The organism is Polluticoccus soli (genome assembly GCF_029269745.1).
Classification (GTDB): Bacteria; Bacteroidota; Bacteroidia; order Chitinophagales; family Chitinophagaceae; genus Polluticoccus; species Polluticoccus soli.
In genome coordinates this window covers 1,417,587-1,432,308 of the sequence record NZ_JARJHT010000001.1, presented here as the reverse complement: position 1 = coordinate 1,432,308, position 14,722 = coordinate 1,417,587, and the positions used below count along the sequence as shown (strand labels likewise).

16 protein-coding genes are annotated in these 14,722 nt (G+C 44.7%); 11 read left to right on the top strand and 5 right to left on the bottom strand.

Translation table 11 applies throughout. The annotated features are described in order from the left end of the window. Positions 1–40: 40 nt before the first annotated feature. Complete coding sequence (locus P2W83_RS06320; protein WP_276132861.1) at positions 41–1,549, bottom strand: oligosaccharide flippase family protein; 1,509 nt, start codon at positions 1,547–1,549, stop codon at positions 41–43. Between the two features lie 4 nt (positions 1,550–1,553). Beyond that, a complete protein-coding gene (locus tag P2W83_RS06315; RefSeq protein ID WP_276132860.1) occupies positions 1,554–2,438 on the bottom strand; it encodes a glycosyltransferase family 2 protein in 885 nt (294 codons plus the stop codon). 123 nt (positions 2,439–2,561) lie between these two features. On the opposite strand from P2W83_RS06315, the gene gmd reads away from it, so the two are divergent. Both gmd and P2W83_RS06305 read left to right on the top strand, forming a co-directional pair. Continuing rightward, complete coding sequence (gene gmd, locus P2W83_RS06310; RefSeq protein WP_276132859.1) at positions 2,562–3,674, top strand: GDP-mannose 4,6-dehydratase; 1,113 nt, start codon at positions 2,562–2,564, stop codon at positions 3,672–3,674. Continuing rightward, positions 3,674–4,609, top strand: a complete 936-nt coding sequence (locus P2W83_RS06305) for a GDP-L-fucose synthase family protein (protein WP_276132858.1) — start codon at positions 3,674–3,676, stop codon at positions 4,607–4,609. Before gmd ends, P2W83_RS06305 begins: the two co-directional genes overlap by 1 nt. Here P2W83_RS06305 and P2W83_RS06300 read toward each other — a convergent pair. The 3 genes from P2W83_RS06300 to P2W83_RS06290 all read right to left on the bottom strand — a co-directional run bounded on the left by P2W83_RS06300 (position 4,606) and on the right by P2W83_RS06290 (position 7,172). Then, positions 4,606–5,367 (bottom strand): glycosyltransferase family 2 protein, encoded by a 762-nt coding sequence (locus P2W83_RS06300; protein WP_276132857.1) that lies wholly within the window; start codon positions 5,365–5,367, stop codon positions 4,606–4,608. The genes P2W83_RS06305 and P2W83_RS06300 overlap by 4 nt on opposite strands. Then, positions 5,367–6,071 carry an FkbM family methyltransferase gene (locus tag P2W83_RS06295; protein ID WP_276132856.1) on the bottom strand — a complete coding sequence of 235 codons (705 nt, stop codon included), beginning with the start codon at positions 6,069–6,071 and terminating at the stop codon, positions 5,367–5,369. The genes P2W83_RS06300 and P2W83_RS06295 overlap by 1 nt, the downstream gene beginning before the upstream one ends. Before the next feature lie 99 nt (positions 6,072–6,170). Further along, positions 6,171–7,172 (bottom strand): T9SS type A sorting domain-containing protein, encoded by a 1,002-nt coding sequence (locus P2W83_RS06290; RefSeq protein ID WP_276132855.1) that lies wholly within the window; start codon positions 7,170–7,172, stop codon positions 6,171–6,173. A gap of 164 nt (positions 7,173–7,336) precedes the next feature. Here P2W83_RS06290 and P2W83_RS06285 point away from each other — a divergent pair, with 164 nt between their 5' ends. From P2W83_RS06285 to nuoH, 9 genes are all read left to right on the top strand, one after another. Next, a complete protein-coding gene (locus P2W83_RS06285; RefSeq protein WP_276132854.1) occupies positions 7,337–7,729 on the top strand; it encodes an NADH-quinone oxidoreductase subunit A in 393 nt (130 codons plus the stop codon). Positions 7,730–7,800: 71 nt separating this feature from the next. Beyond that, positions 7,801–8,364 (top strand): NADH-quinone oxidoreductase subunit B, encoded by a 564-nt coding sequence (locus P2W83_RS06280; protein ID WP_276132853.1) that lies wholly within the window; start codon positions 7,801–7,803, stop codon positions 8,362–8,364. Positions 8,365–8,387: 23 nt separating this feature from the next. After that, complete coding sequence (locus tag P2W83_RS06275) at positions 8,388–8,900, top strand: NADH-quinone oxidoreductase subunit C (RefSeq protein WP_276132852.1); 513 nt, start codon at positions 8,388–8,390, stop codon at positions 8,898–8,900. 18 nt (positions 8,901–8,918) lie between these two features. Next, positions 8,919–10,172: an NADH-quinone oxidoreductase subunit D gene (locus P2W83_RS06270; RefSeq protein ID WP_276132851.1), complete on the top strand. Its 1,254-nt coding sequence runs from the start codon at positions 8,919–8,921 to the stop codon at positions 10,170–10,172. Between the two features lie 40 nt (positions 10,173–10,212). Then, entirely contained in the window at positions 10,213–10,704 is a 492-nt protein-coding gene (locus tag P2W83_RS06265; RefSeq protein ID WP_276132850.1) for an NADH-quinone oxidoreductase subunit NuoE family protein, read from the top strand. A 1-nt stretch (position 10,705) separates the two neighbouring features. Continuing rightward, positions 10,706–11,125 (top strand): nuclear transport factor 2 family protein, encoded by a 420-nt coding sequence (locus P2W83_RS06260; RefSeq protein ID WP_276132849.1) that lies wholly within the window; start codon positions 10,706–10,708, stop codon positions 11,123–11,125. Positions 11,126–11,159: 34 nt separating this feature from the next. After that, a complete protein-coding gene (nuoF, locus tag P2W83_RS06255; protein ID WP_276132848.1) occupies positions 11,160–12,509 on the top strand; it encodes an NADH-quinone oxidoreductase subunit NuoF in 1,350 nt (449 codons plus the stop codon). Between the two features lie 21 nt (positions 12,510–12,530). Continuing rightward, positions 12,531–13,616: an NADH-quinone oxidoreductase subunit G gene (locus tag P2W83_RS06250; protein WP_276132847.1), complete on the top strand. Its 1,086-nt coding sequence runs from the start codon at positions 12,531–12,533 to the stop codon at positions 13,614–13,616. Between the two features lie 32 nt (positions 13,617–13,648). Then, positions 13,649–14,722, top strand: coding sequence for an NADH-quinone oxidoreductase subunit NuoH (gene nuoH / locus P2W83_RS06245; protein WP_276132846.1), 1,074 nt, complete (start codon positions 13,649–13,651; stop codon positions 14,720–14,722).

Below are 14,722 nucleotides of genomic sequence, written 5' to 3'. Positions count from 1 at the left end.
TGGGAAAATGTGATTATGTCAGTTTCGTGACAAACAAAGGCTAGAAAAGCCTTCTGTCCCTTTTTACAGAGGCCAGATAGGTTTTAAGATCTTCCGACGGCTTAACCCACATCAAAAGGAGGAAGTAAAGGCCACCTATAATGGAGCTTCTAATCAGCAGATCAACACACGCTGTGGTGATCGCGCTACCGACATTTACGAAAACTGGAAGAATATAGCCAACAACTCCCACGCACAGGGCAATTAAAAGAATCAGAATATTATTGCGAGTGAAAGGGTGAAGGTTCATTGTGCGCCATAAAAAGAACGTTTTTGCCAGATTAAAAAGCACCAGTGTAATTGTAGCACTCCAGGCAGCGCCATGAATACCCCATGATGGAATTAACAGCCTATTGAAGCTGTATAATAGTATTATAAGAAGAGCGGATACTTTAAAATTAAATTTATAATATTTTGATAGGTTAATGAGTTCACTATTAACGCCGGTGGCAATGTCCAACAGACGGCCCAACGCTAATATTAAAACGATCGGTTTCACTACATCATAGCCAGCTGGCAAAATCTTGACGATATTATCCAGGTTACACACTATAAGCAAGAAAACACCCGCAGTTACAAGCAGGATATTACTGCCCGCCCGCTGGAACAAATTTCTCAAATGCGGTATATCATTGTCGATATATGCCTTGTTAAGTGTCGAAATTGACGATGTCGACATTGCCCTGTAAGGAATAATAGCTACGCTTATAATAAAGACCGCTATTCGGTAAGGCGCCACAGTTTCCATCCCGCGTGTGTCCAGCGTAGCAAGCATGAGTGTGTCCAAATAACCCATGATATTGAGCGACACGCCGAGTAGCAAATGATACCAGGCAAACCTCAATATCTCCGCATATTCCGTTCTGCTAAACACCTTCCAGTTTGTACTAATCCCAAACCCGGATGTCGTAGAAGAAACATACATAAGCATGATTGCCGGGAGTAAATACACGAAAATATTAGTGATGATAAATGCTTTAAAACTTAAAGCACCTGTTGCCAACAGTCCAATCAGCGCAAGGTTAACAAGTCTGACCAGTACTTCTTTTGAAAAAGCAGAGATCGCTGTTTTTGTTTGAGAAAGAAGATACATTTCGAACAGAGTACCTAAGCTCATAAGAAGTAGTAGCAACGGCGTCCAGTAGAAGTATTCCCTGACCAATGTCTGATCGGCTGGCTGATATTGTGAGATGATATATTCCTTACAAAAGAGATAACCCACTGAAAACATCACAGTCGTTAAAAATGTGGCTAGCATACCTATTGTGATCAGCACCTTTCGCTTCTCGTCGTCCTCCGGATATTTTTGAATAAACACGGCCAATACCGATCCTGTGCCCAACAACATAAATACCTGCAATAAGGCACTCCAGTATATGATATTGGTAAAAAAGCCTAATTGTGTTTGCGAAAGCACGTATGGGTAAATGAGGTTACTTACCGCCCCTAAAAAAGCACCAAAAAATATAACCAGGGACGACTTTATCGATTGGCGAAATACTATTCCCATGTGCTTACCTAATACGATATTTAAATAGCCTAAATACTAGCGATTTGATCAGGTAACGCAAACCCTCTTTAGCGCAAAATATAGCTTTGAATACATAGTAATATAATGATGCTCCTTTGCGATAGCGCATGATCTCAAGTTCACGCGAGGTGTTTAGTTTTAATAGCCTAAGCTGCTTAGCCGGCTCGGTGCTTGCGTTCGCAATGTGAATTACGCTGGTGCTTCCAATAAACATGTTATCATACCCCAACTGAGCAATCTGATAACACCACAGCTGGTCTTCTCCATACATGAAAAAACGTTCGTCAAGCTTTCTTTCCGGAAGTTGCGCCACTAACTCTTGTGTAAACATCATAAAGGCACCCGAAACCCAATCCACAACCGTGTCAAAATCCCCTTTAAAATATTGATTTAACATTAGAGAGGCGCGTCTCCTATAAGGCAAAAGAAAAAGTAGGGGTCTAAATAGATCTAACAATTCATTGCGAATACTTCTAAATTTTCTGGCATTGTTCTGATACTGTCCATCCTGGTAAGTAAGATGAACACCAAGCGCGCCAAGCTGTTTATTTCTGCTTAATTCTTCGGCTGCCACGCTGATACTGTCTTCTGTCAGCATTGTATCGGAGTTTAATAATAGCAGAATATTTCCAGACGCATGCGCAATACCCAGATTGTTTCCCTTCGCGAAACCGCTATTTTCGTGATTGCGAATTAGTGTTATGCTTGGAAATCTCTTTTGAAACTCCAATGGGTCGGTTTCTGTTGATGCATTGTCGACCAAAATTATCTCGTACGCAACACGGGTCGTGTGGCGCATAACGCTTTCAATACATTCACAGGTCACCCTGAATGTATTGTAGTTTATTATAATAACAGATACAAGCATTATTTAAGAATCGATAGAGAGCGCCAGGTGTTGCAAAGTTATAATATCACGGGCATCAAAGATGACTAATATAAGGCCAATACCTAGAAAGCAAAATCGATTACATTTGCGAAAAACGCTTTAATGAAGAAAGCCTTAATTACCGGTATCACTGGCCAAGACGGATCCTATCTGGCAGAGTTCTTACTGCACAAGGGTTACGAGGTGCATGGTATAAAAAGAAGAACATCTTTAATCAATACCCAGAGAATTGATAGAATGTACCAGGATCCTCATGAGGCTAACCTTAAAATGGTCTTGCATTATGGCGATTTGTCAGATTCGACCAATATCATTAGGATTATCCAACAGGTGAAGCCCGATGAAATATATAACCTGGGCGCAATGAGCCACGTGCAGGTGAGTTTCGACGAGCCCGAGTACGTAGGCAATGTGGATGGATTAGGCACATTGAGAATATTAGAGGCAATCCGAATATTAGGATATGAGAAAAAATGTAGGGTTTACCAAGCGTCAACTTCCGAGTTATATGGTCTCGTGCGTGAAATTCCTCAATCCGAAACGACCCCGTTTTATCCTCGGTCTCCATATGGAGTTGCTAAATTGTATGCCTATTGGATCACTGTAAACTATCGTGAAGCATATGGAATGTATGCCTGCAATGGAATATTATTTAACCACGAAAGCCCTGTACGCGGAGAAACATTCGTAACACGTAAAATAACCCGTGGCGTTGCCGAAATTGTTTTGGGGCTAAAAAGTAAGATATGGCTAGGTAACCTTGACGCTAAACGCGATTGGGGGCACGCCAAAGATTTTGTGAAAGCGATGTGGTTAATGCTGCAACAGAACACTGCGCAAGACTATGTTATCGCCACCGGAATTACCACTTCCGTTCGTGATTTTGTAAAGCTGGCTTTTGCACGTGCGGGTATTGAGATCGCTTTCCAGGGAGAAGGAATTAATGAAAGAGGTATTGTCACGAGCGTTCAAGCAGGAATCGATTCGCTAAAACCCGGCGACGTGGTTGTTGAAATAGATGAACGCTATTTTAGGCCTACAGAGGTTGACATTCTTCTTGGCGATGCCTCAAAAGCTAAAAAGCAACTGAATTGGGAACCGGAATATAGCCTCCAGGAATTGGTTAATGAAATGGTTGATGCAGACATCGAACTTTTCAAAAAAACAATTCTTCTTAAAACGCATGGTTATAATACACTTAATCAGTTCGAATAATGGAGCATAGCAGTAAGATATATGTAGCGGGACACAGAGGGATGGCGGGTTCTGCAATAACTAGAAAACTACGGGAAAAAGGATATAACAATATAATAGCCAAAACTTCCAAAGAGCTTGACCTCCGTGATCAAAAAGCCGTTCACCTGTTTTTTGAAACCGAGAGGCCAGAATACGTTTTTTTGGCTGCTGCGAAGGTGGGAGGTATTGTGGCTAACAATACTTACAGGGGAGAATTTCTTTATGACAACCTTATTATTGAAGCCAACGTCATTCATGCTGCTAAACTATATGATGTAAAAAAGCTTTTGTTTTTGGGTAGCTCCTGTATCTATCCAAAGCTTGCAACCCAACCTATGAATGAAGACGCGTTGTTGACCGGGTCGCTTGAATACACGAACGAGCCGTATGCTATAGCTAAAATTGCCGGAATAAAACTCTGCGAAAGCTATTATGATCAATTCGGGTGCAACTTCATCGCCGCTATGCCGACAAATTTGTATGGCCCGGGTGATAACTATCACCTCCAAAATTCTCACGTCGTTCCCGCACTGATAAGAAAATTCCACGAAGCAAAAGTTAATGGAACGCCGGTGGTTGAAATATGGGGATCTGGGAGGCCATTGCGTGAGTTTATGTACGTTGACGACTTAGCCGACGGCTGCGTTTTCCTAATGCTCAACTATGACCAAAAACAGTTTATCAACATCGGCACCGGTGAAGAAGTAAGCATTATGGAACTGGCTAGCCTTGTAAAGGAAGTGGTCGGATTTGAGGGGGATATTAAAATGGACGCAACCAAGCCGGATGGTACACCGCGCAAGTTAATGGACAGTTCAAGAATAAAGGCATTGGGATGGAGACATCAAAAGTCGTTGGCTGAAGGCTTAAAATTGACCTACGATTTTTTTAGGTCGGAAGATGTAAGATCTTAAGACATCTTTTTTCGAACACCAGCCAGTACTTTCTTTTGTATCAAATCGACAAACGGTACAATGATCGCGCCATATAAATAATGTAAGAGCGAATATTGGCTCCAGATAAGGCTATTCCTATCCTTTTTGAAAGCCATATCTCTTTTCGTGCTGGATAATCCTTCTTCCGCAAACACAGTCACGATTTTACTGATGTGCTGAGCCCGGAAGCTTTTGTCCGCAAACAATTTTAAATTAAAGACGTAGTCAGCTAAAATGGAATATTTCAAATCATAATGGCCGTTTTTATCAAATAAAGCTCTGTTGTAAAAAATAGCCTGATGCGAGATATTTTTAGAAAGGATACGCCATTTGTTGAATGCCCCCCCGTAAATTTTGTTTTGCTCTTTCAGCAATACGTCTCCATATATTATGTCAAGGTTTTTGACATCCAATCCCCCCCCCAAAAAAATATCTTTGAAAACATCCTTGTCGTATAACACGTCATCCGCCCCCAAAAAGAAAATCCATTCACCTGTTGCCCTGGCAATACCTTTATTCATTGCGTCGTATACCCCTTTATCCTTTTCAGACATGTATTGCAGCCGATAAATCTTCGAAAGACGCTCAAGCATTAAAACAGTACCGTCTTTTGAACCACCGTCCATCACCAACAGCTCAATATTGTCATACGTTTGAGTTGCAACACTTAGTACTGCCGCTTCAATTGTGTGCTCACCATTAAATACAGGGATGATTACAGAGATCCTTGGCAGCATTAATTCTTTTCTTTAATAAAAATGGCATCAGCCTGAAGTACTGAATTGTCTACAGGTGAACGCAATTGGTCAAAATTGCCTTTGTACTTAAACCCGAGGCGTGATAATGCCGTATAAATATCGTCAAACAACTTTTGATCCTGGTAAAGGCTGGCGAAGGACACCTCGGAGATCACAACGTCTGCACACTTGATAGTGTTATTCCCACCGCCTATTACTTTGTCCTCGTAACCTTGAACGTCCAGTTTCACTAAAATCGGCGCCTTTAACTCGGTTTTCTTTAATATGTCGTCCAGCCGGGCGATCTTCACTTTTATCTCCTTGTCTTTTACAGCAGCGTCAAAATGCTTTGTATGATCGGCCATTTTTAAAAGAGACGAAGACGGGCTATACTCATTTAAAAAAAAACTTGCCTCCTGCTCCTCCTCACCCAATCCGTAACAGTAGGAGAGAAACCTGCTATCGCCTGCAAAATTTGCATTTAACTTATCAAAAACCTCAGGTATTGGCTCGAAGGAGATTATTGTTGCAGCCGGGAAAAACTTTCTCATTTTCATTGCAAACTGGCCTTCGTTTGCACCGACATCGATAATGGTATTGAAATTATAATTCAGCAGCCACCGATTGTCCTTTTTCCAATCACCGCGATAGCGGACTTCAACTCTAAAAACTTTATATATAAGGGAGCCTAACAGTCTAAACATAGCAGGTATTTTATAACCTATACCCGCAAAGATGCAGAAATTATTCCTGATACTCGGCAAATTGAAATATCTCTGTTCTATGCCTAGAGAGCATCCCGGCTATAGTTTATGGAACTTGTGTAGAACAACGTGGTCCTCAAGTGTCAGTTTGATAAAATAAAGGCCAGTTGGCAAATCACGTAGGTCTAGCTTGCCGCTTGAAACATGTGTTTCAGACATTGTCTTTTTTCCATGAATATCAAGGATTTCAATATTAGCTTGGCCCGACGGAATTTGAATGTTTAGTATATCCGTTACCGGATTAGGGTACATTAGTATTTTCGGATCCGAGTGCCAATCAGCAACTTTTACGGGTGCCTTTGCCGAATCGCAAAATAACTTGATCTCATTTACTTCATTAATTGTAAGTGCTCTGTCGTACAATCTAAGTTCATCGATCCGCCCATTCATAAAATATCCTAATCCGCCATGAAATTTGGCACCAATGCTCAAACCATTATTCGAGCTTATTGGCTCGTTCGCCCAAGGCAGTTTCTTTCTTAGAACACCATCCACATATAAACACAAGGTATCCTTTGAAAAGGTACCAACAACGCAATACCATTGATCCTCATTTATATATTGAGTATCGTTCCATATCGTTGTCGGCAACGGCATGGTGCCTGAAGAATTTACCGCAAACACCTCATGTGTGGGTGTGAATACATTGCAATTGTCATCGTAGGCATTGTCATAATATTGTAGCCCATAATGGTCGTTGGCCGTCTGGTAGTTTCGATATAAAACCGTGTTAGCCTGACAAGGCCCAGCGTAAAATCCCATCGGCTGAACTAAGGCACAAATAGAAAATTCGGATATGTTTAGTGAGCTGTCAGCGTTGACTAAGATGTAATCATCAACGCCATCGAATTTATAGGCATTATTCGGCTGCCCATTGTAACCGGTGTCCGAGACTGCCCCGAACACAGTTCCATGAAGTGCATGGCCGCTTACATCATTGGCATTGCCGTTGAACGGCCACCGGGCCACCAATCCGTTATAACCTTGTCCATACAAACTAGTACATGACAAAAGCAGCAATAGGGTATATATGCGCTTCATATTATATTAATTATGCCTAAAGTACAATATTTTCAGAATACGGGGATATATCTATCCCTTTCCGGGAAAAATACCTCTGTAGTGCTATCTCCGACACTTGTAAATTCACCCCATACCTTTACCTTTGTGTCCAAATTTTAACAGAGGGTATAGTAACACTATTTATGAACTTTATACTCCTGGCGGCTGACCAGAACACGCCTTTCAATTATTTCCCTGTAGCCCTTCAATTAGTGGTTGCGATAGGATTTGTTATTGTAATGATGGGGGTAACCCACTTACTTGGACCAAAAAGAAGGACCAAGGACAAACTCGTAAACTTCGAAAGCGGTATCCCATCGGTAGGTAATGCGCGTCAGCCAATGGCCATTAAATACTTCCTAGTGGCTATCCTGTTCGTTTTGTTTGACGTTGAGGTTATTTTCTTTTATCCATATGCTGTAAACTTCAAAGAACTTGGCACGGAAGGTTTCCTCGCTGTTGTCATGTTCGTGGCATTCTTTCTTTGTGGTTTTATATACATCGTCAAGAAAGGCGCTTTGAAATGGGAAGACTAATGATGATGAGTGGATTATTAATTTCTAACCTAAAGACTAAAAACTTCAAAAGAAGTTAGGAGGGTGTTATTATGTCTCGTCCGGTTCAGTTTAATACAAACGTAAAGATCTCCCAGATGCCTGAAGGCTATCAGGGAGAAGGTTTTTTTGCTACATCCTTTGATAAAGTGATAGGCTTGGCCCGTGCTAATTCTCTGTGGCCTCTGCCATTTGCAACCTCTTGCTGTGGTATTGAGTTCATGGCCACCATGGGTGCCAACTACGATCTGGCCCGTTTCGGATCAGAACGTATGGGTTTTACGCCACGCCAATGCGATATTCTGCTGGTGGCTGGTACCATCGCTAAGAAGATGGCACCGATCCTGCGCCAGGTGTATCTGCAGATGGCAGAACCGCGCTGGGTAGTAGCCATTGGCGCTTGTGCTTCTAGCGGCGGTATATTCGATTCTTATTCTGTACTGCAGGGAATCGACCAGGTTATTCCTGTAGATGTATATGTTTCTGGCTGCCCTCCCCGCCCGGAAGGCATCCTTGAAGGCATCCTGAAAATTCAGGACCTTGTTCACAATGAAAGCCTGCGCAGGCGTACAAGCCCGCAGTATAAAGCGTTACTGGAAAGCTACGGTATACAATAATAAATCCCTTTGGGGAAAGGTTTATGACCAACGAAATAGTAAAACAACGCCTGTCGGAGAAATTTGGAGAGCAGCTTGCCGGATTCGACGAGTCCTTTGGAATGCTTGCGGTTACTGCGCCTGCTGAAATGAACATGCAGATTCTGCAGTTCCTGCACGACGACGAGCAACTGAAGTTCCGTTTCCTTACAGACCTGACTGCGGTTCACTACCCTGACAGGAAAGGCGAAGAACTGTGCATCGTATATCACCTGCACAACCTGGTTGATAACATCCGTCTACGCCTTAAAGTATATATACCCATCGAGAGGCCCGATGTAGCCAGTGCTACGCCGCTGTTTTCGGGCGCTAACTGGATGGAGCGTGAAAGCTATGATTTCTATGGAGTAAACTTTATTGGCCACCCGAACCTTACTCGCATCCTCAATGTCGACGAAATGGATTACTTCCCGATGCGTAAAGAATACGCAATGGAAGATCCTACCCGTGTGGACAAGGATGACGAAATGTTTGGCCGCGGCGGTACAGTAGCATAACTAAAAGGGGGACTAGCAATGTCTGAATTACAAAAACATCAGCAACAGCACATCACGCTTGCTGAAGAGTCATTACAAAAGCAAACCACCACGCTAAACCTGGGTCCTACGCACCCGGCCACGCACGGTGTGTTCCAAAATATCCTGGAGATAGACGGAGAGAAAGTACTAGATGCGGTGCCTACCATAGGCTACATCCACCGTGCTTTCGAAAAAATAGCCGAACGTCGTCCGTACTACCAGATCACTCCACTTACCGATCGTCTGAATTATTGCTCAGCACCTATCAACAACATGGGCTGGCACATGACGCTCGAAAAGCTAATAGGCATCAAGACACCGAAACGCGTAGACTACATGCGTGTGCTGGTTATGGAGCTGGCACGTATTGCCGATCACCTGGTCTGCAACTCAGTTATTGCGGTAGACACCGGTGCGTTGACAGCCTTTACTTATGTATTTCAGTGGCGCGAGCTTATATACGAGATCTACGAAGAGATCTGTGGGTCACGTCTTACAACAAATATGGGTCGTGTTGGTGGTTTTGAACGCAATTTCTCAGAAGTTGCGTGGCAGAAGATCAACAAGTTCCTTGATGGTTTCCCGAAGGTAATGGAGGAATTCGAGGCGCTGCTCAATCGCAACCGCATCTTTATGGAGCGTTGCATCGGTGCAGGTCCTATCAGTGCTGAACGTGCACTGAACTACGGCTTCACCGGACCAAACCTCCGTGCAGCCGGCGTTGACTATGATGTCCGTGTTGCTCAACCATACTGTTCTTACGAAGATTTCGACTTTAAGATACCTGTTGGTACTACCGGCGACGTGTACGATCGCTTCATGGTACGGAACGGTGAGATCTGGGAAAGCTTTAGCATCGTAAAACAGGCGATGGCTAAGATCGCACAGTTGGAAAAAGACGATCCTGCTCAAAAAAACCTGTTCTATGCGCCTGAGTCAGACCATTACCATTTCCCTGCAAAAGAAGATGTGTACACGAAGATGGAAGCGCTGATCTACCACTTCAAGATGGTGATGGGCGAGATCAACGTACCAGCCGGCGAGATTTACCATGCTGTAGAAGGTGCTAACGGCGAATTAGGATACTACTTAATAAGTGATGGTGGACGTTCTCCGTACAGGTTGCACTTCCGCAGGCCATGCTTTATCTATTACCAGGCTTACCCTGAAATGATCAAAAATGGCTTATTGAGCGATGCGGTCATTGCACTGAGTAGCTTGAACGTTATTGCCGGAGAACTCGACGCTTAATAATTCTAATAATAAAGTAAGCCCTCAAGGGGTTTGAAATATGAACAAACTGGATCAGCAAAAAGTAAATGAGATCATCGCCCGCTACCCTGATGGAAAGCAAAAAAGTGCGTTGATCCCTTTGCTTCACATGGCGCAGGATGCTAACAACGGCTGGCTGGATGTGCCGGTAATGGATTATGTGGCAGAATTGCTTAACATACTACCTATTGAGGTGTACGAAGTAGCCAGCTTCTATACCATGTACAACCTGAAGCCCGTAGGCAAATACGTTTTTGAAGTTTGTCGTACAGGGCCCTGTATGCTGAATGGCAGCGATGATATAATCGCATACATTAAAGAAAAACTGAGCATCGGTGAAGGAGAGACAACAACCGACGGCCTGTTTACACTGAAGCCGGCAGAATGCTTGGGTGCATGCGGATATGCACCTATGATGCAGCTTGGCAAATACTATAAAGAACACCTCACCAAAGAAAAAGTTGACCAGATAATTGATGAATGCCGGAAAAGCGCAGCCTTAAATAACTAGTATGCGCCAACTGCTCATTATAGTTTTGCTCTTTGTTTGCGGAACCGTTTTCGCACAGTCAGATACCGTGGTTTTGAAAAACACCATGGTAGCTATGGATCAGGCCATGCTCCGGAAAGACTCGTTCTATCTTAAAATGGTGCTGCACGATGACCTGAAATATGGACATTCGAATGGCTGGATAGAAAAGAAGCAGGATGTGATCAATGACTTGCGTGACGGAGTTCTGGACTATAAGAGGATAGACTCGTACGAGCCGGTATTTACGTTTTACGGCAATATTGCCTGCGTTAGGACAAATCCTGACATCACAGTAGTAATGGATGGCAAAGTGCTGGAGCTAAAACTGCATGTGTTGCAAGTTTGGGTGAAAACCGGCAATCGTTGGCAATTATTGAGTCGACAGAGTACTAAAATTTAAAAACACAAAAGCCCTGCAAGGGGTTTAGCGTCATATGAAACTTTTATTAGAGCACGCAGATAAAGAAGGTATTCGTTATTACGAAGCCTACCGCAAACACGGTGGTTACCGTTCTGTGGAGAAGGCCTTTAAAATGACACCCGATGAGATCGTTGAAGAAGTAAAGAAAAGCGGTCTTCGTGGTCGCGGTGGTGCGGGTTTCCCTACAGGTATGAAATGGAGCTTCCTGGCCAAACCGGAAGGAGTTCCCCGTCACCTGGTCTGTAATGCGGATGAATCAGAGCCCGGTACTTTCAAAGATCGCTATCTGATGGAGTTCCTTCCGCACCTGCTGATCGAAGGCTTGATCGTGAGCAGCTTTGCCCTGGGTAGCCACGCTACCTATATATATATACGTGGAGAGTACGCCTGGATCGTGGACATCCTGGAAGAAGCTATCGGCGAAGCAAAAGCTAATGGCTTTCTTGGAAAGAACATCCTTGGCTCAGGTTTCGATTGCGAAATATATGTACAGCGTGGTGCTGGTGCCTACATCTGTGGTGAAGAAACTGCTCTTATAGAAAGCCTGGAAGGTAAACGAGGTAACCCCCGTATCAAACCACCATTCCCGGCGGTTCAAGGTGTATGGATGCGCCCTACTGTGGTAAATAATGTTGAAACACTTGCGGCGGTGGTACCCATCATCAATATGGGCGGCGACGAATATGCTAAAATAGGTGTCGGTAGATCAACAGGTACTAAACTGATCTCTGCTTGCGGCAACATCAACAAGCCGGGTATCTACGAGATCGACATGACTCAATCAGTTGAAGAATTCATCTTCTCTGATGAATACTGCGGCGGCATCCCTAAAGGTAAACGCCTGAAAGCGTGCATACCGGGCGGTTCATCAGTACCCATATTACCGGCGAATCTACTTCTGAAAACAGCTAAAGGCGAAACGCGTACCATGAGTTACGAGAGCCTGGCCGACGGAGGGTTCGCAACTGGTACCATGATGGGTTCAGGCGGCTTTATTGTAATGGACGAAGACCAGTGCGTGGTGCGTCACACTATGTCTCTGGCGCATTTCTACAACCACGAAAGTTGCGGTCAGTGCAGCCCTTGCCGTGAAGGTACCGGCTGGATGTATAAAATACTGAAGAACCTCGAATACGGAAAAGGAAAGATGAGCGACATCGACCTGCTGTGGGATATCCAGCGTAAGATAGAAGGTAACACCATCTGTCCGTTGGGCGACGCAGCAGCATGGCCGGTAGCCGCTGCCATCCGCCACTTCCGCGATGAATTTGAATGGCACGTGCTAAATCCCGATGAAGCGCAAAGAAGGAACTATGGCCTGGCACATTATGCTGACCCTATCCATGTTCCTGCATCAGCTTAACAATCTGAATGATTTTGACTTATGTCTGAAACACCAAAACTGAAAGTAACAATTGATAATATAACGGTAGAAGTGCCTGCAGGTACTTCCATCCTGAATGCAGCACGCCTGATAGGCGGCGACGTTACACCGCCTGCTATGTGCTATTACAGCAAGCTTGAAGGCAGCGGTGGTAAATGCCGCACCTGCCTGGTAGAGGTGAGCAAGGGCTCTGAAAAGGACCCACGCCCCATGCCTAAGCTGGTAGCCAGCTGCCGTACTACCGTTATGGATGGCATGGAAGTGAAAAGCATCACTTCTGAAAAAGTGCTGGATGCGCGTAAAGGCGTTGTAGAATTCCTGCTGCTGAACCACCCGCTGGATTGCCCAGTGTGCGACCAGGCCGGCGAGTGCGACCTGCAGGATCTGAGCTACGAACACGGTAGCGCGGGCACCCGTTACGAGTTCAACCGCCGAACATTCGACAAAGAAGATATTGGAGATAAGATACAGTTGCACATGACGCGTTGCATCCTGTGTTACCGTTGCGTATTTACAGCAGAACAACTGACCCAGCGACGCGAACACGGTATCCTGGACCGCGGTGACAAATCTGAGATCAGTACGCTGCTCGGCAAATCACTGGACAACGAGTTTATCGGCAACGTGATAGATGTTTGCCCGGTAGGCGCCCTGACTGATAAGACCTTCCGCTTCAAAAACCGTGTATGGTTTACCAAAGCTGTAGATGCTCATCGCGATTGCCCGACGTGCTCTGGTAAAGTGAGGCTCTGGATGCGTGGCGATGAAGTTTACCGTGTCACGGCCCGCAAAGACGAGTGGAACGAGGTAGAAGACTGGATTTGTAACACCTGCCGCTTTGATACGAAGGAAGTGAAAGATTGGGTGATCGAAGGTCCTACCAAAGTGAGCCGCCAAAGTGTTATATCGCAAAACCACTATGTGAATGCGAAGAAACCACAAAACGTTCTGCCCGAAGTAATTGGCAAAGATCCTAAGTTGCTGATGGACATTCACCGGGTGAGCGATGTGAATAGGCCAGAGATAGAACTATCGAAAATTGACGGCCCTGCCCACTCGGACGACTTCGAAAAGAAAGACAAGTAAAAATTTAACGAACTAATTACTTTTGCGCCATTATGCTGTTACTGCAAGTTGATACAGCGCTCGTACTGGAGAAGATCATTCTCATTACCGTTATTTTGATGGGCTCACTGGGTATTGCGATGTACGCCACCTGGGCCGAGCGTAAGGTAGCTGCTGTCATGCAGGATCGCCGTGGACCCAACCGCGCGGGCCCGCTGGGTTTGCTGCAACCATTGGCCGATGGTTTGAAACTCTTCTTTAAAGAAGAGATCATCCCAGACCGCTCTACACGTTTCCTGTTTATATTAGGGCCATGCCTGGCTATGCTTACAGCAACTATGACCAGTGCTATCATTCCCTGGGGGCCAGATTATGTAATGGACAACGGACACGTTGTATCATTGCAGGTTGCAGATATTAATATAGGTATCCTCTTTGTGTTTGGTGTAGTGAGCCTTGGTGTCTACGGTGTGATGCTGGGAGGCTGGGCTTCTAACAATAAATTTTCCCTGTTAAGTAGTATCCGCGCTGCATCACAAGCTATCTCTTACGAGCTGGCTCTGGGTATCAGCCTGATCGCCCTGCTGATGCTGACTGGTACACTGTCTCTTAGGGAGATCGTTGCGCAACAGCACGGCTTTTGGGATAACGGCTATTTTACGTGGAACTTCTTCAAGCAACCTCTCGGCTTCCTGATATTCCTGATCTGCACCTTCGCTGAGTTGAACCGCGCTCCTTTCGATCTTCCGGAAGCAGAAAGCGAACTAAACATGGGTTACCACCAGGAGTATTCTTCAATGAAGCTTGGTTTCTACCTGTTTGCCGAGTACATTAATATGTTTATCAGCTCGGCTATCTTGTCTACGCTTTTCTTTGGCGGTTATAACTTCCCGTTCATGGACCAGGTAGCAGCAGCGGTTCACCCACTTCTGTTTACGCTTATCTGCGTAGGCGTTCTGTTGACTAAAGTTGTTGGATTTATATTGTTTTTCATGTTCGTTCGCTGGACCCTGCCTCGTTTCAGGTACGACCAGCTGATGCGCATAGGTTGGACTTCGCTGATACCCCTGGCGCTGGCAAACATGCTGCTGACTGGTATTGCGATACTGTGGATATTTAAATCGTAG

Bases quoted from the DNA above. Each gene is read 5' to 3' on its own strand.
- P2W83_RS06315 (WP_276132860.1), bottom strand. From the start codon at position 2,438: ATGCTTGTATCTGTTATTATAATAAACTACAATACATTCAGGGTGACC.
- P2W83_RS06290 (WP_276132855.1), bottom strand. From the start codon at position 7,172: ATGAAGCGCATATATACCCTATTGCTGCTTTTGTCATGTACTAGTTTG.
- P2W83_RS06320 (WP_276132861.1), bottom strand. From the start codon at position 1,549: ATGGGAATAGTATTTCGCCAATCGATAAAGTCGTCCCTGGTTATATTT.
- P2W83_RS06260 (WP_276132849.1), top strand. From the start codon at position 10,706: ATGCGCCAACTGCTCATTATAGTTTTGCTCTTTGTTTGCGGAACCGTT.
- P2W83_RS06265 (WP_276132850.1), top strand. From the start codon at position 10,213: ATGAACAAACTGGATCAGCAAAAAGTAAATGAGATCATCGCCCGCTAC.
- P2W83_RS06250 (WP_276132847.1), top strand. From the start codon at position 12,531: ATGTCTGAAACACCAAAACTGAAAGTAACAATTGATAATATAACGGTA.
- P2W83_RS06285 (WP_276132854.1), top strand. From the start codon at position 7,337: ATGAACTTTATACTCCTGGCGGCTGACCAGAACACGCCTTTCAATTAT.
- P2W83_RS06270 (WP_276132851.1), top strand. From the start codon at position 8,919: ATGTCTGAATTACAAAAACATCAGCAACAGCACATCACGCTTGCTGAA.
- nuoF (WP_276132848.1), top strand. From the start codon at position 11,160: ATGAAACTTTTATTAGAGCACGCAGATAAAGAAGGTATTCGTTATTAC.
- P2W83_RS06280 (WP_276132853.1), top strand. From the start codon at position 7,801: ATGTCTCGTCCGGTTCAGTTTAATACAAACGTAAAGATCTCCCAGATG.
- P2W83_RS06305 (WP_276132858.1), top strand. From the start codon at position 3,674: ATGGAGCATAGCAGTAAGATATATGTAGCGGGACACAGAGGGATGGCG.
- P2W83_RS06275 (WP_276132852.1), top strand. From the start codon at position 8,388: ATGACCAACGAAATAGTAAAACAACGCCTGTCGGAGAAATTTGGAGAG.
- nuoH (WP_276132846.1), top strand. From the start codon at position 13,649: ATGCTGTTACTGCAAGTTGATACAGCGCTCGTACTGGAGAAGATCATT.
- gmd (WP_276132859.1), top strand. From the start codon at position 2,562: ATGAAGAAAGCCTTAATTACCGGTATCACTGGCCAAGACGGATCCTAT.
- P2W83_RS06295 (WP_276132856.1), bottom strand. From the start codon at position 6,071: ATGTTTAGACTGTTAGGCTCCCTTATATATAAAGTTTTTAGAGTTGAA.
- P2W83_RS06300 (WP_276132857.1), bottom strand. From the start codon at position 5,367: ATGCTGCCAAGGATCTCTGTAATCATCCCTGTATTTAATGGTGAGCAC.